Source organism: Mesorhizobium sp. B2-2-3 (assembly GCF_006442405.1).
GTDB lineage: Bacteria > Pseudomonadota > Alphaproteobacteria > Rhizobiales > Rhizobiaceae > Mesorhizobium.
The window spans coordinates 314,481-339,555 of the sequence record NZ_VFWC01000005.1 but is presented as its reverse complement, the minus strand read 5'-3'; the positions used below and the strand labels follow the sequence as shown (position 1 = coordinate 339,555).

Annotated in this window: 24 protein-coding genes; 13 read left to right on the top strand and 11 right to left on the bottom strand. The window is 61.8% G+C overall.

What is annotated here, in order from left to right; genetic code table 11:
* Window position 1 precedes the first annotated feature (1 nt).
* On the bottom strand, window positions 2–748 hold the full coding sequence (locus FJ951_RS12185; RefSeq protein ID WP_140515220.1) for a DUF4142 domain-containing protein: 747 nt from the start codon (window positions 746–748) through the stop codon (window positions 2–4).
* Between the two features lie 247 nt (window positions 749–995).
* Here FJ951_RS12185 and FJ951_RS12180 point away from each other — a divergent pair, with 247 nt between their 5' ends.
* Window positions 996–1,325: a hypothetical protein gene (locus FJ951_RS12180; protein WP_140515219.1), complete on the top strand. Its 330-nt coding sequence runs from the start codon at window positions 996–998 to the stop codon at window positions 1,323–1,325.
* Between the two features lie 82 nt (window positions 1,326–1,407).
* On the opposite strand, the gene FJ951_RS12175 is transcribed toward FJ951_RS12180, so the two are convergent.
* The 7 genes from FJ951_RS12175 to FJ951_RS12145 all read right to left on the bottom strand — a co-directional run bounded on the left by FJ951_RS12175 (window position 1,408) and on the right by FJ951_RS12145 (window position 5,431).
* On the bottom strand, window positions 1,408–1,758 hold the full coding sequence (locus FJ951_RS12175) for a hypothetical protein (RefSeq protein WP_140497446.1): 351 nt from the start codon (window positions 1,756–1,758) through the stop codon (window positions 1,408–1,410).
* A 2-nt stretch (window positions 1,759–1,760) separates the two neighbouring features.
* Window positions 1,761–2,120, bottom strand: a complete 360-nt coding sequence (locus FJ951_RS12170; protein WP_140515218.1) for a hypothetical protein — start codon at window positions 2,118–2,120, stop codon at window positions 1,761–1,763.
* The gene (locus FJ951_RS12165; RefSeq protein WP_140515217.1) at window positions 2,120–3,340 is read right to left on the bottom strand and encodes an Nramp family divalent metal transporter; all 1,221 of its coding nucleotides are present in this window, start codon (window positions 3,338–3,340) and stop codon (window positions 2,120–2,122) included. The genes FJ951_RS12170 and FJ951_RS12165 overlap by 1 nt, the downstream gene beginning before the upstream one ends.
* Complete coding sequence (locus FJ951_RS12160) at window positions 3,337–3,798, bottom strand: hypothetical protein (RefSeq protein WP_140515216.1); 462 nt, start codon at window positions 3,796–3,798, stop codon at window positions 3,337–3,339. Before FJ951_RS12160 ends, FJ951_RS12165 begins: the two co-directional genes overlap by 4 nt.
* A gap of 401 nt (window positions 3,799–4,199) precedes the next feature.
* A complete protein-coding gene (locus FJ951_RS12155; RefSeq protein WP_140515215.1) occupies window positions 4,200–4,439 on the bottom strand; it encodes a hypothetical protein in 240 nt (79 codons plus the stop codon).
* 136 nt (window positions 4,440–4,575) lie between these two features.
* The gene (locus FJ951_RS12150) at window positions 4,576–5,178 is read right to left on the bottom strand and encodes a diguanylate cyclase (protein WP_140515214.1); all 603 of its coding nucleotides are present in this window, start codon (window positions 5,176–5,178) and stop codon (window positions 4,576–4,578) included.
* A gap of 34 nt (window positions 5,179–5,212) precedes the next feature.
* Entirely contained in the window at window positions 5,213–5,431 is a 219-nt protein-coding gene (locus FJ951_RS12145) for a hypothetical protein (RefSeq protein ID WP_140515213.1), read from the bottom strand.
* A 178-nt stretch (window positions 5,432–5,609) separates the two neighbouring features.
* Here FJ951_RS12145 and FJ951_RS12140 point away from each other — a divergent pair, with 178 nt between their 5' ends.
* From FJ951_RS12140 to FJ951_RS12120, 3 genes are all read left to right on the top strand, one after another.
* Complete coding sequence (locus tag FJ951_RS12140) at window positions 5,610–7,943, top strand: FdhF/YdeP family oxidoreductase (protein ID WP_140515212.1); 2,334 nt, start codon at window positions 5,610–5,612, stop codon at window positions 7,941–7,943.
* An 806-nt stretch (window positions 7,944–8,749) separates the two neighbouring features.
* A complete protein-coding gene (locus FJ951_RS12125) occupies window positions 8,750–9,535 on the top strand; it encodes an SDR family NAD(P)-dependent oxidoreductase (RefSeq protein WP_140515211.1) in 786 nt (261 codons plus the stop codon).
* Between the two features lie 80 nt (window positions 9,536–9,615).
* The gene (locus tag FJ951_RS12120; RefSeq protein WP_140497428.1) at window positions 9,616–10,794 is read left to right on the top strand and encodes a zinc-dependent alcohol dehydrogenase; all 1,179 of its coding nucleotides are present in this window, start codon (window positions 9,616–9,618) and stop codon (window positions 10,792–10,794) included.
* Window positions 10,795–11,198: 404 nt separating this feature from the next.
* On the opposite strand, the gene FJ951_RS12115 is transcribed toward FJ951_RS12120, so the two are convergent.
* Window positions 11,199–11,570: a response regulator gene (locus FJ951_RS12115; RefSeq protein ID WP_140515210.1), complete on the bottom strand. Its 372-nt coding sequence runs from the start codon at window positions 11,568–11,570 to the stop codon at window positions 11,199–11,201.
* Entirely contained in the window at window positions 11,567–14,674 is a 3,108-nt protein-coding gene (locus FJ951_RS12110) for a CheR family methyltransferase (RefSeq protein ID WP_140515209.1), read from the bottom strand. The genes FJ951_RS12115 and FJ951_RS12110 overlap by 4 nt, the downstream gene beginning before the upstream one ends.
* A 273-nt stretch (window positions 14,675–14,947) precedes the next feature.
* On the opposite strand from FJ951_RS12110, the gene FJ951_RS12105 reads away from it, so the two are divergent.
* Entirely contained in the window at window positions 14,948–15,544 is a 597-nt protein-coding gene (locus FJ951_RS12105) for a response regulator (RefSeq protein ID WP_140515208.1), read from the top strand.
* Window positions 15,545–15,584: 40 nt separating this feature from the next.
* Here FJ951_RS12105 and FJ951_RS12100 read toward each other — a convergent pair whose 3' ends face one another.
* Window positions 15,585–15,857: a hypothetical protein gene (locus FJ951_RS12100; RefSeq protein ID WP_140497420.1), complete on the bottom strand. Its 273-nt coding sequence runs from the start codon at window positions 15,855–15,857 to the stop codon at window positions 15,585–15,587.
* 216 nt (window positions 15,858–16,073) lie between these two features.
* Here FJ951_RS12100 and FJ951_RS12095 point away from each other — a divergent pair, with 216 nt between their 5' ends.
* The 8 genes from FJ951_RS12095 to FJ951_RS12060 are packed head-to-tail and all read left to right on the top strand — an operon-like array spanning window position 16,074 to window position 25,018.
* Window positions 16,074–17,180 (top strand): SDR family NAD(P)-dependent oxidoreductase, encoded by a 1,107-nt coding sequence (locus tag FJ951_RS12095; RefSeq protein ID WP_140515207.1) that lies wholly within the window; start codon window positions 16,074–16,076, stop codon window positions 17,178–17,180.
* The gene (locus FJ951_RS12090; RefSeq protein ID WP_140497416.1) at window positions 17,177–18,256 is read left to right on the top strand and encodes an NAD-dependent epimerase/dehydratase family protein; all 1,080 of its coding nucleotides are present in this window, start codon (window positions 17,177–17,179) and stop codon (window positions 18,254–18,256) included. Before FJ951_RS12095 ends, FJ951_RS12090 begins: the two co-directional genes overlap by 4 nt.
* Window positions 18,253–19,545: a TIGR04295 family B12-binding domain-containing radical SAM protein gene (locus FJ951_RS12085; protein WP_140497414.1), complete on the top strand. Its 1,293-nt coding sequence runs from the start codon at window positions 18,253–18,255 to the stop codon at window positions 19,543–19,545. Before FJ951_RS12090 ends, FJ951_RS12085 begins: the two co-directional genes overlap by 4 nt.
* The gene (locus FJ951_RS12080; RefSeq protein ID WP_140515206.1) at window positions 19,530–20,630 is read left to right on the top strand and encodes a glycosyltransferase family 4 protein; all 1,101 of its coding nucleotides are present in this window, start codon (window positions 19,530–19,532) and stop codon (window positions 20,628–20,630) included. Before FJ951_RS12085 ends, FJ951_RS12080 begins: the two co-directional genes overlap by 16 nt.
* Window positions 20,631–20,632: 2 nt before the next feature.
* The gene (locus tag FJ951_RS12075) at window positions 20,633–21,763 is read left to right on the top strand and encodes a glycosyltransferase (RefSeq protein ID WP_140497410.1); all 1,131 of its coding nucleotides are present in this window, start codon (window positions 20,633–20,635) and stop codon (window positions 21,761–21,763) included.
* The gene (locus FJ951_RS12070) at window positions 21,760–22,851 is read left to right on the top strand and encodes a glycosyltransferase (protein WP_140515205.1); all 1,092 of its coding nucleotides are present in this window, start codon (window positions 21,760–21,762) and stop codon (window positions 22,849–22,851) included. The genes FJ951_RS12075 and FJ951_RS12070 overlap by 4 nt, the downstream gene beginning before the upstream one ends.
* Window positions 22,851–23,954, top strand: coding sequence for a glycosyltransferase (locus FJ951_RS12065; protein ID WP_140497406.1), 1,104 nt, complete (start codon window positions 22,851–22,853; stop codon window positions 23,952–23,954). The genes FJ951_RS12070 and FJ951_RS12065 overlap by 1 nt, the downstream gene beginning before the upstream one ends.
* A gap of 23 nt (window positions 23,955–23,977) precedes the next feature.
* Window positions 23,978–25,018, top strand: coding sequence for a UDP-glucuronic acid decarboxylase family protein (locus FJ951_RS12060; RefSeq protein ID WP_140515204.1), 1,041 nt, complete (start codon window positions 23,978–23,980; stop codon window positions 25,016–25,018).
* The last annotated feature ends 57 nt before the right edge of the window (window positions 25,019–25,075 follow it).

Sequence of the window (25,075 nt, the reverse complement as noted above, 5' to 3'; positions counted from 1 at the left end):
CTCATTTGCTGTCGGCGACGACGTTGCCCTGATAGTCGAGCCCGACGGCGACACTTTGGCCTGACTTGGTCGCCTGGCCGCGCCAGATGCCTTGATCGTCCTTGGCAAGCTTCGACACATTGGAATAGCCGGCATCCTCGATGCGGCTCTTTGCCTGGGTCTCGGTGAAACTGTTTGCGCCGGGCACCAGGGCCGCGGCATTGGGCGTGTTCGTGGTTTTCACAGCGGGCGTTGTCGCTCCCGTGATGGAGTCCTGGCCGGCGGCGATCTTTTCGATCATCTGCCGATGCATCTTCAACGTATCGACCGTCTGCTGGGCGAACGTCTTGAGGGCCGCGTTGTCGCCGTCGCGGCCGTAGCTTTCAAACAGATTGACGGCATCGGCGTGCGCCTTGCGCTGCATGTCCACATAGGCCGGATCGATTGGCGGCTGTGCGTTCTGGAGCTTATCCAGATCGGCCTGATGCTGCGCATCGAGCGCCGTCGGCATCTTCAACTTCTGTTCGCCGGCAATTGTTTCCAGCTTGGCGTTGGCCGCGCCGTGGTCCCGGATCATCGTCTGCGCGAAATTCTTGATGCTTTGATCCTGGGCCTTGTCCTGGGCAATCTTGCTTGAGTCGACTTCGAACTTGCCGCCGACGGCGGCCTTGTCGACGAAATCCTGGGCGCTGTCGGCAGCAGCCAAAGCAGGCATTGCGATAAGCATGGAAGCAGCGGCGAGCGAGGCAAGAAGGTGTCGCGTTTTCATTGGCTTTGTCCTTGTCGATGCGCGAACTTACGATGCGCCCTAACAAGCCAGGATGGGCTTTGTTCCGGCACCGTGCGATGCGCTGCAAGCGCCTTCGGACAGGCCCCACAGCCGGCCAGGAGACCTTCAACATCGGGACCGCGGCGCGGAACAAATCGGCGGCTGCGAGATTTGATTTTAAATGCGACCCATGAGCGTCAATCTGTCGACCGAGCGAACTTGCCGAATTGGGTTCCGAGGAGAGTTCATGGCCAAGATTTCAAATTCCACACCTGCCGCAGCCAGGGGAGAAGTTCAGGCCGGAGCCACACGGGACAAAACGCCCGGATTCGATCCTGCAGTTGCCCCGTTCGAGACCGACGCCGAGGCGGCGGACACGCAGAACCCGGTCACTGAAGCAGGTCCGCAGCGTTCTCTCCGGCCAAAATTCGAAAACGATGCCAGCTTCGCCAACGCGATGCGGCCGGTGGAGAACGAGCCCGAACTGCAGCCCCGCAGCAACTGGCCGCTAATGATGATTGCGGCCGTCGTGCTGATAGCGGCCGCGGTGTTCCTGGCAGCCAGCCTGCTGCGGTAAGGCGCATCATCCTGAGTGCAGACAGCAGCAGACAACTCTTGGCTGAGTTCGAGCACTTTCGCGCGGCCGTCCGCCTGGGTCGTCATCGATCCTGCCTCCCTCGTGGATGAAATTCGGGGGCGCCCTTCATGCCGGAAAGTTCCGTTGTCGAACACAGCAGCCGCGGCCGTGCAGGATCGGAGATGTCGAGCTTGTCCCAGGGAATACGGTACAGGCCGTCGCGACGGCGCAGCCGGAAGAAATCCAGCACCGCCGTACCGATGGTCGAGGCCGAGAGACGCTCGAAAGCGGCGTAGATACCGACATGGAATTCGGTAACGACGAAGTCGTCGCCGGCCGGTTCGGCTCGTATCTCCTCGATATAGCCGATGCTTTCGCCTTGCCGCGAGAGAACGCGTCGTCCGGCCAGATGTTCGAGGTTGACGGTGGACATCATCAAGCTCCCGGAATGCGTCCGATGACATGGTCGCGCAGCCAGTCCTGCCAGGCGAAGATCGAGGTTTCGCGCACATCGATATCGAACTGGATGTCGACGCCTATGTCCTGGACCTTCTTCCAGGCGATCCGGTGCGGCTTGCGATGGCGTTTGCCGCCCCACGCTGCCGCGAGCTGCGTCATCCAACGCCCTGGCCGTACGCCGAGGCGACGCGCCAAGGTGACGGAGCCGAGCTCGACCGCGATGATCCTCGGCGGCTTGCCCGGCCGCAACTCCGCCACCAGGCCGTCGATCTTGCCGATCTTGACCTGCTCGCGGTCGACGATCTGCTTGTCGAGGATGTCGCGCAGCAAATCCATCACGTGCCTCCGAATATCTGCAGGGGAATGGTCACCACGGCGAGCACGAAACCAAGCCCGATGATGAAGATCACCGCGGCATTCGAGACAATGCCGTTGCGGTGCTCGCCGACATAGCGCTTGTCGTTCAGCAGGAAAAGGAAAGGAATTACCGTCAGCGGCAGGCTGGCGGCGGTCAGCGCCATGGAAAAAATGGTGAGCTTCAGCGGATCGAGCCCAAGCATGATGGGGATGGCGGCCAGAAACAATGATACCGTGTAGACGGCACTGAAGCCAGGATCGTCGCGTGGCTTGAGGTTTTCGCCCCAGTTCCATCCAAACCCTTGCGCCACCAGATAAGCCTGTTGCAGCCCAACCTCGAGTGCGGCGCCGAAGCAAGCGATGGCGAGCGAGGCAACGAACAGGACGAACCCCCAGAAGCCGAATATCGGGATCAGCATCAACGGTAATTGATGATAGTCGTCGACCTGATCGATGCCGTGCGTTGCAAGCACGAGCGCGGCCACCATCAAGACGCCGATCGAAATGGTGCCGCCAAAGGCCATGCCCAGTCCGGCGATGGCCCGATTGGTTCCGAGATAGCTTCTGTCCCACTGGTCCTCGATCGCCCCCGAGGAATAGAACATGAACAGGTAAGGCGATATCGAAGCGCCAAGGATGCTGACCGCCATGAACCAGTAACTCGCCGCATCATGGGTCGGCAGTGTAGGCACCGCGCCGGACGCGACAGCTGTCCAATCGGGCTTCAGCATCACCGCTGCGACCACGAAGCACAGCGTCACGAGGCCGAGTATCGACACGCCTTTCTCGATCAGCCCGAACGTGCCTTTCCACAGCAACAGCCATGCCATCAAAGCCACGGGTAAAGCCCACCATTGGAAGCCAATGCCGGTGGCAAGTTCGAGCGCGATGGCAACACCACCGATCTCGGCGGACAGCACCATGAAATTGACCAGCAGGGCGGCAAGCAATGGCCATAGCGAAACGTTGAAGCCAAATCGTTCCCGGATCCCGTCGGAGATGGTGTGATGGCTCACGGCGGCAAACCGGCCGGCCATCTCGACCAGAAAAATGATGCAGATGGTGCCGAGAACCACCGCCCAGATCAGCTGAAACCCGAAGGTCGCACCTGCCTGGGCTGCCGTCGCCATCGATCCGACTTCCAGGAAGCCGCCAACACTGGTGACGATGCCCAGCGATATTTCCAGGAGCTTCTTCATGGCTTCGGCGCGAAATATCTGAAGTAAGCGGCGGCCAGGGAGCGCGTGGCCGTCCGAATATCTTCTTGAGCCTCCTGCACTTGCGGGGGGCGGTCCGCTTGCACTCCCGCCTGGGCGCGGTCCACCGCGATCGACAGGTCCTTGACCGCCGCCGCCAACGCAGCCTGCTCGGCAGGTTCAGCCGTAGTGGCCGATCGGATCTTCGCGTCGATATCGGCCAGCGTCGTGCCGGCCGATTGCAGCGTGCCCGAAGCATATTTGGAAGGGGCAGCTCCCGCCGCCCAGGCATCAAGCGTCATTGATACGGTCTGCGCCGTCGAGGCGGCAGTTCGGGATTGCTGTTCGATCTGGTCCGAGGACGAGCACGCGGTCGACATGGCCATGAGCAACAGCAGGCACGCGCTGTTGCGGCCAAGGCGATAGCTGCTAAGGGTTAGAGCCGGCGTTGGATCCGCCACACGAATGACCTCCCCCACCAACGAGAACCATGTTCGGCGCAAGTTTTGATCTAGCGCGCCCGCCCTCCCCGTCAACCGAGGCCACGATCGAGCCCAGCACGGAGTGCAATTCTGTCGGCCGCGGCAGGTGCCAAGCGGCAGCGACGGGGACCAGCTCGAGCGGAACAAAGGATCGGCAATCGGATTAACGAGGAGTCGGGCGGTTCGACTTCCATCCTGATCGCCGCGCCGCCCGAACGATCGACTGGCAGGGAAGGACCCCTCGATGCCCCGTCTCATTGCCTGGATAGCCATCGTGGTGATTGTGCTTGTCGCGGCTTGGATATGGTTCGGTCGCGATACATCGGGCAGCGGGGGCGGCAGCCAGCCGGCGCCTCACGCGATAGACCAGAACGGGTAGTTTAGTCTGGATGATCCTGCTCGGCGGCGCTCCGGGTGCGCTCGGCTTTGTACTCGTGGATCAGGCCCAGAATCTGAGCCTTGACCGTCTCGCGCGCCTCAGGTTGGACGAAAGGCATCAGCCGTTCGACAATTTCGCCGACCGTCTGCGGGAGATCCGCGGCGGAATCGGTGAGCTGGCTGCCATGTTCGTAGACATTGTCCGTCAGTTTCTTGTCGAGGTCGGATAGAAATCCCATCATCGCACTCCCCATCGCTGCCATGCCCGCTCGCTCAATGGCCAGCCCGGCAGAAATGTTCCGCACAAGGATGCTGGCATTGCGGACCGGCGGGATATCCGACGCCGGCGGCTGGAGGGGTGCTGCCGCGCGATCCGTGTCAACGCCATGTCGTCTGGCCCGGATCTCCTCGCCTGGCCTTCGACGGGATCAGTTTCCCGGCGTTGGCCCGCAATCCCCTGACGAGCTCTTCCAGATAGGGAAGCAGTTCGAAAAGCAGGATCACGGCCATCACGCAGGCAATGTAGATCACCGGCAGCTGCTGCGATTTCCAGACAAGTTCGAAGCGCGCGGTTTCCGTCCCTGCCCCGAACAAGGCGAGGAACTGTCCCCAGTGGAGGGAAATGACGCTGACCAGCCCCATCAGCGGGATCATCTCGAGGAAGCTGTGAACGTGCTGCTCGATCGGCGTGACGGTGCGGGCGGTGGTGGCGTAGCTGACGTCCCACATCGCTGTCGCCTCGTGGACGAAGAAGGTAACGATCATGACGAGAATGATGAGAGCATTCACGTCAAGAAACATGGCGGCCAGCAAAGGTATTCCGACCTCGGCGAACATCAGAAGGTGGATCAACGATTCCTTGGCGCCTGTCGTCGATTCGATGTGAGAGGCGCGATGGCAGAGCCAGTCGGCAAATCCGGCGGCCAACCAGACCGGCAGCAGAAAATACATCAAGATCAGCACGGTAGGATCTGACAGCATGACATCCTTTCGCGCGGGATCCCGTTCGAGGTCGCTACTGCTGCCCCGGCATTTCGGTGTTTTCCTGGGGACTTTTCCGGACGCCCGCGGCTGGCGAAGTATCCGTCGGCGCGTTACCGCCCCGGTTCTGTTCAGGCGCCCGCGTCAGTGGCGAGGTATGCCAGCCCATATCGGCATAGAGAAACCCTATGAGGAAGCCGATGATGATGATGGCGGCTATCACGAGCGAAAGCACTGCATTGCGTCGCACCATTGCCAGGCTCCCTTCCCAAGCCGAACAGCCGATCACGAAAATAGTTCCACGACCGGCCGCGATCGCTCCTCGGTCACGTCGGCTTCGACCCGCAAGATTCGACCCCAACACTGCACGGAGCCGCGGGAACAATCGGTGACGGGCGAGGTTCGGTATCGGTTCTTCAAGGACGATCTCGATGAAACCTGCCGTAACCGACCGTATCGAAACAAAAAAATACAACCATCCCACGGGCGGATGGGGATCCCTGAGGTCATTGGTCCGCAAGGCATACGGCGAAGGCCTGCTGATGTCGGGCATATGGAGCACGCTGCTCAAGCAGAACAAGGCCGATGGCTACATGTGCGTTTCCTGTTCATGGGCCAAGCCGGCCGATCCGCGGCCCTTCGAGTTCTGCGAAAATGGCGCGAAGGCGACCATGTGGGATCAGACAAAGCTGCGTTGCGGCCCGGATTTCTTCGCACGACATACGGTCACCGAACTGCTCGACTGGCCGGATCGTGACCTCGAAAAACAGGGTAGGCTTACGGATTCCCTACGCTACAATGCCGTCACCGACCGCTATGAACCGGTTTCCTGGGATGACGCATTCCTCGAGATCGGCATGGAGCTGCGGCGGCTCGATCCGAAATCGGTCGTCTTCTACACATCCGGCCGGGCCTCGCTGGAGGCTTCGTTCATGTATCAGCTCTTTGCGCGTATCTATGGCTCATCGAACCTGCCCGATTCTTCCAACATGTGCCACGAATCGACCTCGGTCGGGCTGCCCGAATCGATCGGCTCGCCGGTTGGAACCGTGCAGCTCGAGGACTTCTCCCAGTGCGACATGATGTTCTTTTTTGGCCACAACACCGGGGTGACGGCGCCGCGGCTGCTGCATCCGCTGCAAGAGGCTCGTCAACGCGGGGTGCCGGTGTTCACCTTCAATCCCTTGCCGGAAAGGGGGCTGAAGCGCTTCAAGAATCCGCAAGATCCCCTTGAGATGCTGTCGCCGGGGCCCGGCACGAAGATGTCCAGCGACTTCTTCCAGGTCCGCAGCGGCGGCGATATCGCCGCCATGACCGGCATCGCCAAGGCGGTGCTGGCGCTCGACGACGCGGCACGGGAACACGGGAATTCGCGCGTCCTCGACGTCGATTTCATTGCCGAGCACACGGATGGTTTTGCCGAATTCGAAGCTTACCTGCGGGCCGCCAGGTGGGACGAAGTCGTCAGGCGCTCGGGAATAACGCAGGCGGATCTCGAACATGTCGCCGAGGTCTACAGCCGCTCCAATGCGGTGATCGGCAATTACGGCATGGGTTTGACACAGCACCGGCACGGTACCGAGAACGTCCAGATGCTATGCAACCTGCTGCTCATGCGCGGCAACATGGGAAAGCCCGGCGCCGGCATTTCACCGCTGCGTGGCCATTCCAATGTCCAGGGCCAGCGCACTGTCGGCATATCCGAAAAGCCCGAGCTCGTCCCGCTCGACAAGTTCGCCCGGTTCTATGATTTCGAGCCGCCACGCGAGAAGGGTCTCGACACGGTCGAGGCCTGCGAGGGCGTCATCGCCGGCTCGGTGAAAGGCTTCATCGGACTCGGCGGCAATTTCGTTCGCGCCGTTCCCGAAACCGGCCTGATCGAGAAAGCATGGCGTCGGCTTGGGCTGCATGTCGAAGTCGCCACCAAGCTCAACCGCAGCCATCTGCTGCCAGGGGCGGTGACCTATCTGCTGCCCTGCCTGTCGCGGCTGGAAAGGGACCATCAGGCGAGCGGCGACCAGACCGTTTCGATGGAGGACTCCACCGCCTGTATCCACGGCTCCTTCGGTTCGCGTCCGCCGGCTTCACCGCATCTGCTTTCCGAACCGAAGATCGTGGCGGAACTGGCCAAGGCCACCGTATCGGGGGTGAGTTCGATCCCGTGGGATAAATGGGTCGCCGATTATTCCCTTATCCGCGATGAGATCGAGCGTTGTTACCCGCAGCATTTTCGTGAGTTCAACAAGCGGTTCCTGACGCCGGGAGGCTTTCACCGCGATATCAAGGCCTCGAAACGGGTCTGGGAGACGCCGAACAAGAAAGCCAATTTCAAGCTGCCGACGACGCTTGAAACAGACCCGGACATCGATGTTTCGGGTCACAATGTGCTGACGCTGATAACGGTGCGCTCCAATGACCAGTTCAATACCACCGTCTATGGGTACAATGACAGACTGCGCGGCATACACGGCACACGCATGGTCCTGTTGATGAACGAGGCCGACATTCAGCGGTTCGGATTGAGCGCCGGGCAGGAAATCGATCTGGAAACCCATGCCGATGATGGCGTGGAGCGGCGGGTTCGAGGTTTGCGCATCACCCCCTACTCCGTGCCCGAAGGCAACTGCGCCGGTTATTATCCGGAACTCAATCCCCTGGTTCCTCTGTGGCACCGGGCCAAGAAGGCTCACGTCCCCGCCGTCAAATCGGTACCCGTCAGAATTGTTGCCAGGGAACCCAGAACGAGAAGCTCGGCGCGCCACTAAAGCAATCCAGGAAAAGTGTGTACGGCTTTCCGGGGAAAAGCGCGGTGCGCTTTCCCTTAGGAATTGCGCAAAAACAACAACACAGAGTGGTTAGCCGTTTCCGCAGACGATGAACTGCTCTATGGCGGTCCCAGTCTGGTGGGCTAGGCCGGTAGCTAGCCGCCAGCCGGCTTAGGGGATGCCGGCTGGGCCGGTTGGGTGCCTTGCTGATCTCCGCCGGTGGTGGTTTGTGGGGTGGGGTTCGTGTCGGTTGTGGGGTTTTTGTCGACCGGCTGACTGTTCGTATCCGCTTTGGATTTGTCGGGATCGGGATTGTTGCACCCGGCCAGACAGACCAGTGCCAGCATCAGCAACACGGCTCTCATATCGATACTCCTTCGGTGGGAGATGGCGAAGCAGCCTGCCAAGCTTCCATCCGGTCGAATCGCACCGAAAGCCCCTGCCTGGCCGCGCTTCTGGCCAACATGCGATCCAGTTCGGCATCTTCGATCGGGCTGCGCATCACCTCACGAATGGCCCTGCAAGCCAACTCCGTCGACACGAAATCATATCGCCTGCTCCTGGTCAGCACATATTGCTCGACCAGCATTTTCACACGCCGGAGCGCGATCTTATCAGCATGTTGCATCATGTTCCTCCTGCACGCGCCGAACTGCGGGACCATCCGGTTGTTCCCGCCCGAATTCCGAAAATCCATCGCCCGGCCAAGAGCAGAAGTCAGACTTCCGACAGGCGCCGACCGGACGATACCGATCCACGGAACAATCATCTCCTCTGCTGGTTCGGCCGGCACGACGGAGGAAATCATGACGGATGCAAAACTCGCAGTGGTCACCGGCGCCTCGAGCGGCATAGGCAAGGAACTTGCGAAACTCTGCACGAAGGATGGCTACAATCTCGTCGTTGCGGCTGATGAACCGGCAATCCAGCAGGCCGCCGAGGCACTCGGCTCACATAATATCGCAGTCGAAGCCGTCGAGGCCGATCTCGCGACCGTCGAAGGCGTGGATCGGCTGATCTCCCGAATTGGCGAGCGTGACATCGACCTGCTGTTTCTCAACGCCGGACGCGGGCTCGGCAATGGCTTCGTCGACCAGGACTGGGGGAAGATCCGGCGCATCATCGACACCAATATCACCGGAACGGTGTATCTCGCGCATGAACTCGGCGCCAAGATGGCTCGCCGCGGGCGCGGGCGCATTCTTTTCACCGGGTCGATCGCCGGTTTCATGCCCGGGACTTTCCAAGCCGTCTACAACGGCACCAAGGCATTCATCGATTCCTTCGCGATCGCCTTGCGTCACGAATTGCAGGACACCGGCGTCACGGTGACCGTGTTGATGCCCGGCGCCACGCAGACACGCTTCTTCGAACGCGCCGAGATGATGGACACCAAGGTCGGCACCGACGAGAAGGACAATCCGGCCGACGTTGCCAAGGCCGGCTACGAAGCGATGATGACTGGCGAAGAACAGGTGGTCAGCGGCTGGAAGAACAAGCTGCAGGTCGCCGCTGCGCATGTCACGCCAGCGGGTACGCTGGCCGAACAGCACCGCGAGATGGCTGCGCCGGGCTCGGCGTCCCAGGACTGACCGGCGGCATCTTCGGCGCCACGCACGAGAAACGCGCGTCTCACCAATGAAACGCACCCTCGAAACTCAGGAGCAACATCGTGAAAGCCCTTACATGGCACGGCAAAGGCGACATACGCTGCGACCAAGTGGCCGATCCCGTCATCGAGGATGACCGCGACGTGATCATCAAGGTTACCTGCTGCGCCATATGCGGCTCCGACCTCCACCTGATGAACGGTTACATGCCGACGATGAAATCGGGCGACGTGCTTGGCCACGAGACGATGGGCGAAGTGGTGGAGGTTGGTCAGGGCCATTCGAAGTTCAAGAAGGGTGACCGGGTGGTGGTGCCGTTCAACATTTCCTGCGGCGAGTGCTGGTTTTGCCAGAACGGGCTGTTTTCGCTTTGCGACCGCTCGAATCCCAACGCAAAACAGGCCGCCGAAGCGATGGGTCAATCGCCGGCCGGCCTTTTCGGATATTCGCATCTTGTCGGCGGCTATTGGGGCGGACAAGCGGAATATCTGCGGGTTCCGTTCGCCGATGTCGGTCCGATCAAGGTGCCGGAGGGAATGGAAGATGAACAGGTGCTGTTTCTCTCCGACATCTTCCCGACCGGCTACATGGCGGCAGAGAACGCCGGCATCGAGCCGGGCGATACGGTCGCGATATGGGGTTGCGGCCCGGTTGGCCAATTCGCCATCCAGAGCGCGTGGATGCTCGGCGCCGGCCGCGTCATCGCCATCGACAAGGTGCCGGAGCGGCTGGCCATGGCGCGTGAACACGGCAAAGCAGAGACGCTCGACTTCAGCAATTCCAATATCTACGACGCACTGATGGCGATGACCGACGGCCGCGGCCCGGATCGCTGCATCGACTGCGTCGGCACTGAATCCGACCCCGGCGCCAGCGCCGACGCCATGCTCGACAAGGTGAAGGCCGCCGTCTATCTCGGCACCGATCGGCCGCATGTGCTGCGAGAGGCGATCTATTGCTGCCGCAAGGGCGGCACCATCTCGGTTCCCGGCGTCTATATCGGCCTGGTCGATCACATCCCGTTCGGCGCCGCGATGAACAAGGGGCTGACCTTCCGAATGGGCCAAACCCATACCCAGCGCTATCTCGAACCACTTCTGGCCAAGGTCCAGAATGGCGAGATCGACCCGTCTTTCGTCATCACCCACAGAGCCGAGCTCGAAGCCGGGCCGGACCTCTACAAGACCTTCCGAGACAAGCAGGATGGTTGCATCAAGGTGGTTATGCGGCCGCATGGCTGAGATGTCGCAATTCCAGAGGCAAGAGCTGTCTCATTCCCGGCATCCGTTGGACGCCCGCCCGATCGGCATTGGCAGTTCGGAACCTTCTGCTGTGTCGGCGATTGACCCGCTGAGTTCGGTTCAGAAGAAGGGTGCCGCCATGGCCAACGAGAATTCTCGCTCGAAACCCGTTATTCGGTCTCCGAACACCGATGGTTTGCCACACCCGAGGCGAGACGCCGGTGATACGGACGCAGGGGCGAAATCGCCGACGCCGAAGACTGCCGGAGGATCTCACCCTTCAGCCCCTCCCCTGGACAATCCCACAGCCAATCGAAATGCCGGTCGTCCCCGTCAGCCCAGCACGACTCCGCGACCGACGGACAAGCCCTTGGACTGATCCTGTGGCGCCCTTCGAGTGCCCGTCAACGCGAAACGTCGCGCAGCGACCCCAGGTCGGCCAGCGCAGCCAGGATAGCTGCTTCAGTCGCCGGCTTGGGCACGAATTTGCAGTCGCGAAAGGATGCCGGTAGGTCGCGCGCGCCAAATCCCGTCATGAGGGCGAAGGGAACACCCTGCGCCTGCAATGTCTCCGCGAGGGGCAGGCTCGTTTCACCGTTCAACTGAATGTCCAGCAACGCCATGTCGATCTTGTCCGAGCCGACGAGACGAAGCGCCGCGGCTACCGAAGGCGCGGGACCGACCACCTGGTAACCGGCGCTACGCAGGACTAACGCGGTGTCTTCCGCGATTAGCCATTCATCCTCGACAACCAGGACGCGCGGTCCGTCGTTCACGACCCCTCCTTCCGGTTAACGGGAAATGCGATCTGAACGTTGAGGCCTTCCTTGCGAAAAACGGTTTCGACATGGCCGCCAAGCCTGTAGCCGATCTCTCCCTGCAGCAGCGTGAGGCCGAAGCCGCTGCCGACGGGTTCATTGACAGGGGGACCGTCCTTCTCGCGCCAGGTAAGCGTAAACATGTCGTCAGCGATCGACCACATCACCACCACCTTGCCACGAGGTTTGGAAAGACCGCCATATTTGGCCGCGTTGGTGGCCAGTTCGTGGACGGCCATGCTAAGGGAAAGGCCCTGTTGCGGTCCAAGTTCTATCTCCTGGCCGTTCAGTTCGAACCGTTCAATGCCAAACGGCTCGAGCTCCTGGTGAAGCAGCTCGCTGACCGAAGCTTCCTTCCAGCTTTTCCGGCTCAATAACCCATAGGCCCGCGACATCGCATGCAAGCGCCCGATCAAGGCTTCCGCGAATTCATCCTTCGACACGGATTTCTCCCGCGTGCGGCTCGCAATGCTGACGATCACCGCCAACATGTTCTTGACCCGGTGGTTGAGCTCAGAGATGAGAACCTGCTGATGTTCTTCCGCCTGAGCCAGAGTGGTGACGTCGACCAGTGTCACGACCACACCCTGAACGCGGTTGCTCTTGTCCCGATAGGGATTGATATGGACCATGTGAAACCGCCCGGCGCTGTCGCGCGCAAGGTGGTGGTTCAGGGTCTCGCCTGTCTCGAACACCTCGGCGATATGCTGCTTCAACTCGGGATACTCCAACTGGCTCGACAGGTCCGTCAGCGGCCGGCCGACGTCGGAGGGTCGCAGACTGAAGAACGACGAAGCCGCGGGCGTGAAGGTCCGCACCACCAGATTGCGATCGAGGAAAATGGTCGCGATCTCCGTGCTTTCGAACAGGTTGCGCAGATCGCTGTTGGCGTGATCGAGTTCCTCGATCTTGTTCGTCAACTCGGCATTGATAGTGTTCAGTTCCTCATTGAGCGACTGCATTTCCTCCTTCGAGGCCTCAAGTTCCTCATTGGTCGACTGGGCCTCCTCGTTGACAGAGACGAGTTCCTCGTTGGACGATTTCACCTCTTCCAGTGCGGTCTCATATTCCTCGATCGTCGATTGCAGGCGCTCCCTCGCATCGCGCAGTTCTCGCTCCAGATCGGCGGTGCTGTCGGTGTCATGGCTGCCGCCTTGGTCTGTGCGGATCTGCGTAGGTCCCGACGGTTCGAACAGGACGAGATAGAGCGGCTCGCCATTGTCGCGTTCCGCCAGCGGCTCAATGGTGAGCTTGATCGGCTGGATCCGCTCATCATCCTCCTCGACCGTGAGATTTTCCCGTATGACGGTCCGGCGCGTCGACGTCGCTTCCCGCAGCGCGGCGCGCAAGTCGAGTCGCAGCCCACGGCGCGCCATTGTCAACAGTTGCCGGCTGGGAATGCCTTGCGGCGCTTCGAGATATTTGCCGGTGCGAGCTGAGTAGTAGACGACATCGCCCTCGGCGTTGACCAGCACATGCGGGGGGGCGAAGCGCTCCAGCACCTGCGCCTCGACCGCCTGGCGTAGGGGATAACCGGCGGCTCCCTTCCTCAAGCCAGTGCTCTCGGACGGGAATGCGCCTGAACGGCCATCGCCGATCAGGGCCGGCAGCCTGACATGCGGCGAGGCATGCTCCCGCGCCTGGAAGATGCGATGTTTCTTGTCGACGGTAGCGAACAGATCGTCGTTCTGTCCGACGCTCTCCGAGGTGCCGAGGAAAAGGTAACCGCCAGGCTTCAGGGCGTAATGAAAAATAGGAATGACCCGGCTCTGAATGGCTGGGCCGAAATAGATCAGCAGGTTGCGGCACGAGACCAGGTCCATGCGTGAGAAAGGCGGGTCGCGAACGACGCTGTGCGGCGAGAAGATGCACAGCTCCCGTATCTCGTTGCTGATGACATAGATGTCGCCGTCGCCATTGAAAAACCGTTGGCGGCGTTCGGGGGAAAGTCCCTGCAGCAAGGCTTCGGGATAGCGCCCTGCCCGCGCCACCGCCAGCGCCGGTTCGTCGATATCGGTCGCGAATATCTGGATTCGCGGAACGACCGGGAGCTTTTCCACATGTTCGCGTAGCAGGATGCCGATGGAGAACACCTCTTCGCCTGTGGCGCAGCCGGGAATCCACACCCTGATGATGTCGTTGGCGGTCTTGCCTTCGAAGAGTTGCGGTACGATCTTTCGCTCGAGCATTTCGAAGGCCTCGGGATCGCGAAAGAAGTTGGTGACGTTGATCAGCAGGTCGCGAAAAAGGTTCATCACCTCGCGAGGGTCCTTCTGCAGCCATTCCACGTATGCGCCAATGGATTGCATCTGCGCGATCTGCATGCGCCGCTTGATGCGTCGCAGGAACGTCTTGGTCTTGTAGCCCGAGAAATCATGGCCTGAGTGGCTGCGCAGGATGCCGTAGATCTGAGACAGGACCTTTTCCATACCCGCCGTGCGGACGCTATCCTCCTCCGCCAACCCATTCAACGCGTCGAAGCCGCGCGTGAAGGCTTCCAGTTTCGTGCCGATCTCCTCGGCGGGCGCGGCTATATCGATAAGTCCGCTGGTGATGGCGCTCTGCGGCATATCGGGGTTGCGCGGGCCGTAGCCGTCGGAGATCTGCGCAACGGTGAGCCCGCCATGCTCCTTGATCGCCTTGGCGCCCAAGGTTCCATCGGAATCTCCGCCCGACAGGATGACGCCGACGGCATGTTCGCCCTGGTCTTCGGCCAGTGCGCTGAAGAAGATGTCTATGGGTTTGCGCTCCTGGCTGAACCCATTGGGCCGGCGCAGGCGCAGCATTCCCTTGTCGATAGTCATGGTCACGTTCTGCGGCATGACATAGACGTGGTTCGGTTGAACGACCATGCCGTCCGCCGCGATTTCGACCGCCATTTCGGTGTAGCGGCCGACGACCTCGTGCAACAGGCTCTCTCGCTTAGGGCTGAGATGAGTAATGACGACGAACGCCATGCCGGGCTGACCGGTCATCCCCTTGAACAGCCCTTCCATCGCCGGAATCCCGCCGGCGGACGCGCCGACGCCCACGATGGGAAATCTTTTCGCCTGGGCTGTCACTGGAAGTTCCCCTTTCGGCACCTGTGTGCGAAATCACTTATGAAGCAGGCTGGACAGCAGGTAAGCATAGGCGCGGCGGAGATACGGAACAAGTCGCGACGGATGGCGTTGAATTTGGAGTTCACGTGTTCAATGACCAAACGTCCATCTGAAACAAAGCTCCCGACGCACATGGAGTCAGCGGCGTGGAATTGCCGGGCTCGTGCCGAAACGCCAGCAGGCTCGGCGAGGGACACTGTTTCCACCAGATACTGCTCGAGAAAGGATGACCGGGTGCGCGATCTGCAAGGGGTGCATCTTCTGATCGTCGAAGACGAATGGATGGTAGCCGGAGATCTCGCCCGCTATTTCAGCAATATGGGTGCGATCATCCTGGGACCGGCAGCGACGGTCGAACAAGCATCATTGCACACTGAATCGGCCGAGGCTGCCATCCTCGACATCAACCTCAACGGGCGACGTGTCTTTCCGATCGCGGACGAACTGATGCGCCGCGGCGTCCCGTTCGTGTTTTTCAGCGGTGACAGCGATATCGCCATTCCCGAACATCTCCGGCATGCCAGCAACCTGCGAAAATCCTCGGGCAGCGGGGCTGTATTCAACGCCCTTTTCCCGCCGCAAGGCCCGGCTGAGGCGAGCGGCTTTGTGCCAAGTTCGCCGGATGACGTGTTTTCGCTCCTGCCCAAGCTCAGGCTTGCGGCACGTCTGTTGCTGGGGGATGTGGAAGCCTCCGACCGGCTTGTCGAAAGGACGCTCGAGCGAGCGATCCGTGACATCGACCAAAGGCGGATCGGCCAGTCCACCGAAGACTGGCTTAACGCCATCATGCGCGATTTGGCAAAGTCCGGCGGCGCAAGGCTTCTGAACTGAGCCGAACCAGGTTTCCGATTGATCGCCAGCCGGCCCTCGGTCAGCCCTTTTGGTCACGCTCGACGAACTTGTTGAAACGGCTGGTTTGCCCGCCGCCGGTGTTGGCCTGGTAAAGAAAAGCCAGACGGTTCTCATCGAATATCCGAAAGAACTCATCCCATTCGACTGGTTCGAATGCCTCCTCGGGCTCGCCGAAATCGATCCGCAGGATGCCGCCCTCGCCCTTGGTTCGCACCACTGCCGGCCGGCCGTTCCGCTCCTCGGCCCATTTGCGAATCTCCTCGTGATTGGTGGTCGTCTGCGATTGCGACATTGAAATCTCCTTTCAGCCAGCTCTCTCGCCGCGCACGCACCGCGGCAACTGTTGAGCGTCCTAACAGCACACGGCAGGCAATGTTCCAGCACCCGTCGCGTGGTGCGATGCGCCTGCTGTCGAATGAAACCGCCAGGAGAACTTTGTTGATGCCCAGGGAACAAAGCTTTTGCCGAGAAGTTGGGGGCGCCGAGGTCACCAGTCCGAGGAGTTGTCGTGAAACGTATACTGGTCACAGGGGGCTGTGGTTTCATTGGTCGCCACGTCGCACAAGAATTCGCCGATCACGGTTATTCGGTTTGCATCCTAGATGCATTGCTGGATCAGGTGCATGCCGGCGAAGCGGTCAACCTTCCCGCTGGAGCCGAACTGATCAAGGGCGACGTGCGCGATCGCGAAGCCGTCACCAAGGCGCTGAACGGCGTCGACGGGGTGATTCACCTGGCTGCGGAAGTCGGCGTCGGCCAATCCATGTACGAGATCGCCCGCTATGTCGGCGCCAACGATCTCGGCACTGCAACACTGCTCGAGGTGTTGATCAAGCACCCGGTCGAGCGGATCGTCGTCGCGTCCTCGATGAGCGTCTACGGCGAAGGTCTGTACGCCACGCCCGACGGCCGGCGCATCGGCAACGCCCGGCGCAAGGCCAACGACCTCAAAGGCGGACAATGGAATCCCTTGTCTGCGGACGGTGAACCTCTCTCGCCATTGCCGACAGACGAAGAAAAGCCGATCGATCTCGCCTCCATCTATGCATTGACGAAATATGCCCAGGAACGCGCCGTGCTGATCTTCGGCGAAGCCTATGGCGTCGATGCGGTGGCGCTGCGCCTGTTCAACGTTTTCGGCGCCGGACAGGCGCTTTCAAACCCCTATACCGGCGTGCTGGCCAACTTCGCCTCGCGTCTGGCCAACGGCAAGCGGCCGATGATCTTCGAAGATGGCCAGCAGAAGCGCGATTTCGTTCATGTACGTGACGTCGCCCGCGCTTTTCGCCTGGCGCTGGAGCAACGCCAGGCAAAAGGCCACGTCATCAACATCGGAAGCGGCCGGGCTTATGCGATCCGCGATGTCGCGCGCCTGCTGGCCGAGGCCATGGGAACGCCGGACCGCTCGCCCGAGCTGCTCGGCAAAGCGCGTTCCGGTGACATTCGCAACTGCTTCGCCGACATTTCCAAGGCGCGCGAACTGCTGGGTTTCGAACCAGGGCGGCAGTTGGAGAATTCCCTCGGCGACTTCGTTTCCTGGGTGCGCAACACGATTGCCATCGATCGCGGCGCCGACATGAAACGCGAACTCGAAGAACGCGGGCTGGTGTCATGAAGCCGGGTAGGCGCAACCGTCGCGAAGCACCTGTCGCCATCGTCGGCGGCAGCGGGTTCATCGGGTCCAATCTTGCCGACAGCCTGTTGTCGGACGGCGAGCCGGTGCTGGTGATCGACAATCTCAGTCGCGCTGGTGTCGAACAGAACCTTGAATGGTTGTCGCACAAGCATGGAAGCCGCCTCACCGTGGAAACCGTCGATGTGCGCGACGCCAACGCCTTGGCTTCGGCCCTCACGGGGTCGAAAGCCATATTCCACCTGGCCGCGCAGACCGCCGTTACCACCAGCCTGGTTCGGCCGGGCGAGGATTTCGACATTAACCTTAGAGGAACTTTCAACGTCCTGGAGGCGGCGCGACAGAGCGGCGAACGAATCCCGGTGATCTTCGCCAGCACCAACAAGGTGTACGGCAGCCTCCCCGACATTGCGGTTCGCCCGGAGGGCGAGCGCTATGTGCCCTGCGACCCTGCGATCCGCACCGAGGGCATCGGCGAGGGCCGCAGCCTGGACTTTTGCACACCCTATGGCTGCTCCAAAGGCGCGGCCGACCAGTACGTGCTCGACTACGCCAAGTCCTATGGCTTGCCGACGGCGGTCCTGCGGATGAGCTGCATCTACGGCCCGCGCCAGTTCGGAACGGAGGACCAGGGCTGGGTTGCGCACTTCCTGCTTTGCGCGCTTTCGGGGCGGCCGATAACCATTTACGGCGACGGCAGGCAGGTGCGCGACATCCTGCACGTCTCCGATGCAGTTGCAGCCTACAGGGCCGTGCTCGACCGGATCGAGACGATCACGGGCCAGGCGTTCAATCTCGGCGGCGGACCGAAAAATGCGCTCAGCCTGCGCATGCTGTTGAGCGAGATCGGCAGCCTGACGGATCGAGCACTGTCGATCCGCTATGAGGCAGAGCGGACGGGCGACCAGCCCTTCTTCGTCGCCGATACGAGAAAGATGCAAACCACGCTTGGCTGGACGGCGCATGTTTCGTGGCGAGAAGGCATCCGTGACCTCGCCGAATGGTTGCAGCGTCACCGGCTCGAACCCCACGCCGAAGCCGAGAGGTACGTCGCATGAAAATCGCGTTGGTCAACCCATTCTGGACCTACGACGACAGCATCTATTTCGGCTGCCGCCAACCGCATCTACCCTTGGAACTCGGCTACTCGAAAGCCTTGCTCGAACGGGCTGGCCATGAGGTGCTGATGCTGGACGGACAGCTTCAGAAGCTTGACAATTCCAGCCTTTCCGAACGGGTGGCCGAGTTCGCGCCGGCAATGACGGTCGTCACCACCGCGCCGACCTATCTGTTCTGGCGCTGCGCGCCGCCGGAATTGCGCGTGCCGGCCGATTTTCTCAACCGCCTTGCCGGGCGGGGCGGGCGCACCGTCGCGGTCGGGCCGCATGGCTCGGCGACACCGGCGCCAACGCTGCGCAAGCTCGGCGTCGACATCATCGTGCGCGGCGAATGCGAGGAGGTCGTGGCCGACCTTGCACGGCGCGATGATTGGAGTGCGGTGTCGTCAACCGCCTACTTTAGCGAAGCAAGGCTGATCTCGAACGGCGGCGTCCACGCCAGTTCGTTCATCGACCATCCGCCGCTCGAATGGCCATCGGACTGGATCGCCGCGCACGCGCACCACCATCACAGGTTCGACGACCACCAGGTGGGGTTCGGCGCGGAAGTCGAGGCGTCGCGCGGCTGCCCTTACAATTGCAGCTTCTGCGCCAAGATGGATTTCCGCGATGCCTATCGCCGCCGAAATCACGAGGCGGTCGTGACGGAAATAGACCGGCTGATCGCCCAAGGTGTCGGCTATATCTACTTCATCGACGAGATTTTCCTGCCGCAGAAAGCCTTGCTGGAGGCACTGGTCGACCGTGATGTGAAATTCGGCGTACAGACCCGCATCGACCTGTGGAAGCCCGAACTGCTGGAATTGCTTGGCGCGGCCGGTTGCGTGTCAATCGAAGCGGGCCTCGAAAGCCTGACAGTGGAGGGCCGGGCCATGCTGGCCAAGCGCTGCCGCCTGGGCACGGAGGAACTCGCCGCGCTGCTCGTAGATGCAAGACGCCATGTTCCGTTCGTCCAGGCCAATCTGATCGGCGTGGTCGAAGATGACCCTGCCCTGGTCGACTACTGGCGAAACCACCTGATCGACAACGGCGTATGGGCCAATGAGCCGGTACCTCTCTATCCCTACCCGAGTTCGCCGAGCTATCGCGAGCTTTGGGGCGAGCCCGATGACATCGCGTGGGAGCGCGCGCATGAACACTATCTCGCCTCGTTCCAAAAATTCAGCGACATCCAGGAGAAGCGCCCGCGTCCGCTGGCGGAACTGGAGGCGACATGTTGCGGACACTGACCCCGCGTTCGCGGCGCATCCTGATGACGGTCGATGCCGTGGGCGGCGTGTGGCGGTACGCGCTTGATCTGGCGCGGGAATTCGTGGACGGCGGGGACAGCGTTTTGCTCGCCGGTCTCGGTCCGGAACCATCCACGCGACAGGCCGAAGAAGCACGGTCCTTGGCGACACTGACCTGGCTGAACACGCCGCCGGATTGGATGACCCGCAATGCCAGCGACCTCGATGCGTTGCCGGGGGAGCTGCATGCGCCCATTCGTGACCACGCCATCGACCTCGTTCATCTCAATGCGCCGACGCAGGCAGTGGGGCTCGATGCGCCCTGCCCTGTCGTGGTGGTCTCGCATTCCTGCGTGGTCACATGGTTCCATGCCGTCAAGGGACAGGCGGTGGACAGTGCATGGGACTGGCAGAAGCAGCGCAACAGGCGCGGCTTCGACAGGGCCGACGCCGTCATCGCGCCGAGCCACAGCCACGCCGGCATGCTCGAAACCTGCTATGGACAAATCGCGCGTCTCAATGTCGTCGCCAACGGCGCCCGCCCGGTTGCGAAAGCCGAAAAACGTCAACCGCTCGTCTTCGCCGCCGCCCGCTGGTGGGACGAAGCCAAGAACGCGATGGTTATCGACCAGGCCGCGTCGATAACGCAATGGCCCGTCTTTGCAGCCGGTTCCACGCAAGGTCCGGACGGCCAGCGCGCCGGCTTCAGCCATGCCGTCGCTCTCGGAGCGCTACCGCATGATGAGATGCGCTCCCTGATGGCGCGCGCCGGAATCTTCGTGTCGCCATCGCTCTACGAGCCGTTCGGCCTGGCGACGCTGGAAGCGGCCATGTCGGCGACGCCGCTGGTTCTATCCGACATCGCCACCTACCGCGAGTTATGGGACGGGGCCGCGTTATTCTACGACGCGCGCGATCCGCATGATCTCGCCGCCTGCATCAACCGTCTCTCCGCGGATGCGCAGCACAGGCGGGAGCTCGGACGGGCAGCCCTGCGCCGGAGCCGCAGGTTTTCGTTGGCGAGGCAGGCAGCGGCCATGCGCGACGTCTACGACAAAGCGGCCCTAGCGATGGCGGAGCGCTGATCATGCGCTTTCTGTTCTATACCCATTCGGTCGTTTCCGACTGGAACCACGGCAACGCACATTTCGTGCGCGGCGTCATGCGGGAGCTGGTCGCACGCCAGCATCAGGCGATCGCGCTGGAGCCGGCGGACGGCTGGAGCCGCTCGAATCTGCTGGCCGAGAAGGGCTCCTTCGCCATCGAGCGCTTCAGGAACGATTTCCCCGAGCTGATGCCGGTGACCTACGATGCCGGCTTCGACCACGAGGCCTGGATCGCCGATGCGGACGTGGTGGTCGTCCATGAATGGACCGAGCCGGACCTCGTCGCGCGCCTTGGTCGCGCCAGGGCCAACGGCGGCAACTTTATCCTCCTGTTTCACGACACCCACCACCGCGCCGTGTCGGCGACCGAGGCGATCTCGGCGCTCCGGCTGGAGCATTACGACGGCGTCCTCGCCTTTGGCGAAGCCCTGCGCGAGAGCTACCTGCGCGCCGGGTGGGGCAAACGCGTCTTCACCTGGCACGAGGCGGCTGACGACCGCCTGTTCAGACCGCATCCTGAGATCCGCCCGACCTCCGATCTGATCTGGATTGGAAACTGGGGCGACGACGAGCGTACCGCGGAGCTCAAGGAATTTCTGATCGAGCCGGTGCACGAACTCGGCCTCGATGCCACCGTTCATGGCGTGCGCTACCCCAGGCAGGCGCTCGCCGATCTCGCAGCCGCCGGCCTGCGCCATGAAGGCTGGATCGCCAATGCCGACGTGCCGAAGGCGTTCGCAGCGCATCGTGTCACGGTGCATGTTCCGCGCCGCCCCTATCGGGAAGGCCTGCCCGGCATTCCGACCATCCGCGTGTTCGAGGCGCTCGCCTGCGGCATTCCGCTGATTTCGGCCCCGTGGTCCGACACCGAGCAACTGTTCAGGCCAGGCGTCGATTTCCTGTTCGCGGACAATGGCTCCCAGATGCGGCGACACCTCCGGGCCGTACTCGGCGACGCGGATTTCGCTGCCTCCCTGGCGGCGTCTGGTCTCGAGACCATCCGCCTGCGGCACACATGCCGGCACCGCGTGGACGAGTTGTTCGGCGTGCTCGCCGAATGCGGACCTCAACACATCACCAATCCGACCGCCGCAAAGGAAGCTGCTGAATGAAGATCGCTTTTTATGGATCGAGCCTGTTGTCGTCCTACTGGAACGGCGCCGCTACCTATTACCGTGGGTTGCTCAAGGCGCTTTCCCAACTCGGCTACGAAATCACCTTCTATGAACCTGACGTCTATGACCGCCGGAACAACCGCGACATCGAGGCGCCGGATTGGTGCGCCGTCGTCGTGTACGACGCGACCCAGCACGCGCTGATGCAGGTGGCGGCGTGCGCCGCCGAGGCGGATATCGTCGTCAAGGCGAGCGGCGTCGGTTTCGAGGATGAGGCGCTGCTGCGCGCCGTGCTCGATCACGCGCGTCCTGACGCGCTCGTCGTGTTCTGGGACGTGGATGCTCCAGCGACGCTCGGCCAATTGCGCGATGAACCGGACCATCCGCTGCATGCCGCGCTGCGGCAAATCGATCTTGTGTTGACCTATGGCGGCGGCGACCCCGTGGTCTGGGCCTATCGCGCCATGGGAGCGAAGGAATGCGTGCCGATCTACAATGCGCTCGATCCTGAAACGCATTATCCAGTCGCCAGTCAGGCGCGTTTTGCTTGCGACCTCGCTTTCCTCGGAAACCGGCTGCCGGACCGTGAGGCGCGCGTCGAGGCGTTTTTTCTCGATCCGGCCAGCCGTTTGCAGGAGCAGCGTTTCCTGCTTGGCGGATCGGGCTGGGGCGACAAGCCGCTTCCCGCCAATGTCGGTTGGCTCGGCCACGTCGGCACCCGTGACCACAACGCCTTCAACGTCACCCCGAAGGCCGTGTTGAACATCAGCCGCGACAGCATGGCCGCAAACGGCTTTTCGCCCGCCACCCGGGTTTTCGAGGCGGCGGGCGCCGGTGCCTGCCTCATCACGGATGCGTGGCTGGGCGTCGAACTGTTCCTGAAACCCGGCGAGGAGATCCTGGTCGCGCGCGACGGCGGCGATGTCGCCGAAATCATGCGCACCTTGACCCCCAATCGGGCAAAGGCGATCGGCGCGTCCGCGCTGCGCCGCGTCCGCGGTGAACATACCTACGCCATGAGAGCGGCCGTGACCGATACGGTCTTGAGGCAGCACTTCGAGCGCGGGACCGTGGAGGCGGCGTAATGACCAAGCGGCTCAACATCGTCTTTCTCGGCCTGTCCCTCTCCTCGTCCTGGGGAAACGGCCACGCCACGACATTTCGAGGCCTGCTGAAAGGCCTGCATGAACTCGGTCACCGCGTGACCTTCCTGGAGCGCAACGTGCCGTGGTATGCCAATCACCGCGACTTGCGCGATCCCGATTTCTGCACTCTGCGCTACTACGAAACGACGCAGGAGTTGCAACAGGACTGGGCACGATGCCTGCAACAGGCCGATGTCGTGGTCGTCGGGTCCTTCGTTCCGGAGGGGCGCGCGGTCATCGACATTGCCGTGGCGCTCTGCAAAGGGGCGCTCTGCTTTTATGACATCGACACGCCGGTGACCCTGGCAAAGCTTTCGACGGATGAATGCGACTATCTTAGTCGGCGGCAGATTCCGTATTTCGATGTCTATTTCTCCTTCACCGGCGGGCCGACGCTTGGCCGACTGGCGCAGGATTTCGGTGCGCGCCGTGCCGAACCGCTCTACTGTTCGGTCGATCCGCAACGGCATCACCGAACCGCCGACCCAGTCGGCTGGGACCTCGGTTATCTCGGCACCTACAGCACCGACCGGCAGGCAACGCTCAACGCGCTGTTGCTCGAGCCCGCACGGCGCATGCCGGAGCGCCGTTTCGTCGTCGCCGGCTCGCAATATCCGTCCGACATCGTCTGGCCTGAGAATGTCGAACGAATCGAACATTTGCCGCCGGCCGACCATGCCGCATTCTATAGCCGCCAGCGCTACACGCTGAACGTCACGCGCAGATCGATGATCGCCGCCGGATGGTCGCCCAGCGTACGGCTTTTCGAGGCTGCCGCTTGCGGCACGCCGATTATCAGCGATCGCTGGCCGGGTCTCGACAGCTTCTTTCCTGCTTCGGCGATCCGCACGGCCGACAAGGCGGATGACATCGTCGATATCCTGCTCAGGGAATCCGAGCGCGCCCGGCTCGCCATGGCCGGCCGGGCGCGCGAACTCGTGCTGGCAGCACATACCGGTGCGGCCAGGGCCCGCGAATTCGTGTCGCTGCTGACACGACCGAGAGCGGCGATGATCGATCTCGATATCGGAACCGCAGCATGACTGAAAGACAGGAGAAAACAGCGATGCGGCAAACAAGAAAAGCGCGAAGGGCGAAGACAGTGCTTGTCGCCGGCGGCGCGGGTTTCCTCGGCTCGCATCTTTGCGAAACGTTGTTCCGCAACGGCTGGCGTGTGATCTGCGTCGACAATTTCCTTACCGGCCGCATGGACAACATCGTCTCGATCATGGACCAGCCGCGCTTCCGGCTGATCGAGCAGGATATCTGCCGGCCGCTGAACCTCGGCGAGCCGGTCGATCGCGTTTTCAACCTGGCATGCGCTGCTTCGCCGCCGCGCTACCAGGCCGATCCGATACACACGACACGCACCTGCGTCATCGGAACGCTCAACCTGCTCGAACTCGCCGCTCGCAACAATGCGCGATTCCTGCAGGCGTCGACAAGCGAAGTTTATGGCGACCCGGAACAACATCCGCAACGGGAAGACTATGTTGGCCATGTAAACTTCACCGGCCCGCGTGCCTGCTACGACGAAGGCAAGCGCACCGCCGAAACGCTTTGCTTCGATTATTTGAGAGCGGCAAAAGCCGATATTCGCGTGGCTCGCATCTTCAATACCTACGGTCCCAGGATGGACCCCGCCGACGGCCGCATCGTCTCGAACCTGATCATGCAGGCGCTTGAGAAGCGCTCGATGACGATATTCGGCGATGGGTTGCAGACAAGGTCCTTCTGCTACGTCTCCGATCTGATCGACGGTATGATACGCCTGATGGATCTCGATCCCAATCCCGGAAAACCCGTCAACCTGGGCAATCCCGGAGAATTCACCATCATGCGACTGGCATCCATGGTGAGAGACATGACCGGAACCAAGTCGGATCTGAAATTCCTGCCCTTGCCGCAAGACGATCCCCGCCGCAGGCAGCCCGACATCTCGCGTGCAAAGGCGCTGCTCGGCTGGACGCCGAAAGTGCCCCTCAGGCAAGGGCTGATGCAGACGATCGGATACTTCTCCAATCTCGAAACCAGCGAGATCGACGGCCGGATGACAGCTATTGCGACAAACGCAAGATCGGGCAGGTTGCAGGACCTTCCGGCCTGAAGCCAGGCCGCCGCAGCCACGTGCTCCGGCATGACCGCGCAAGCACGCTTATGCCTC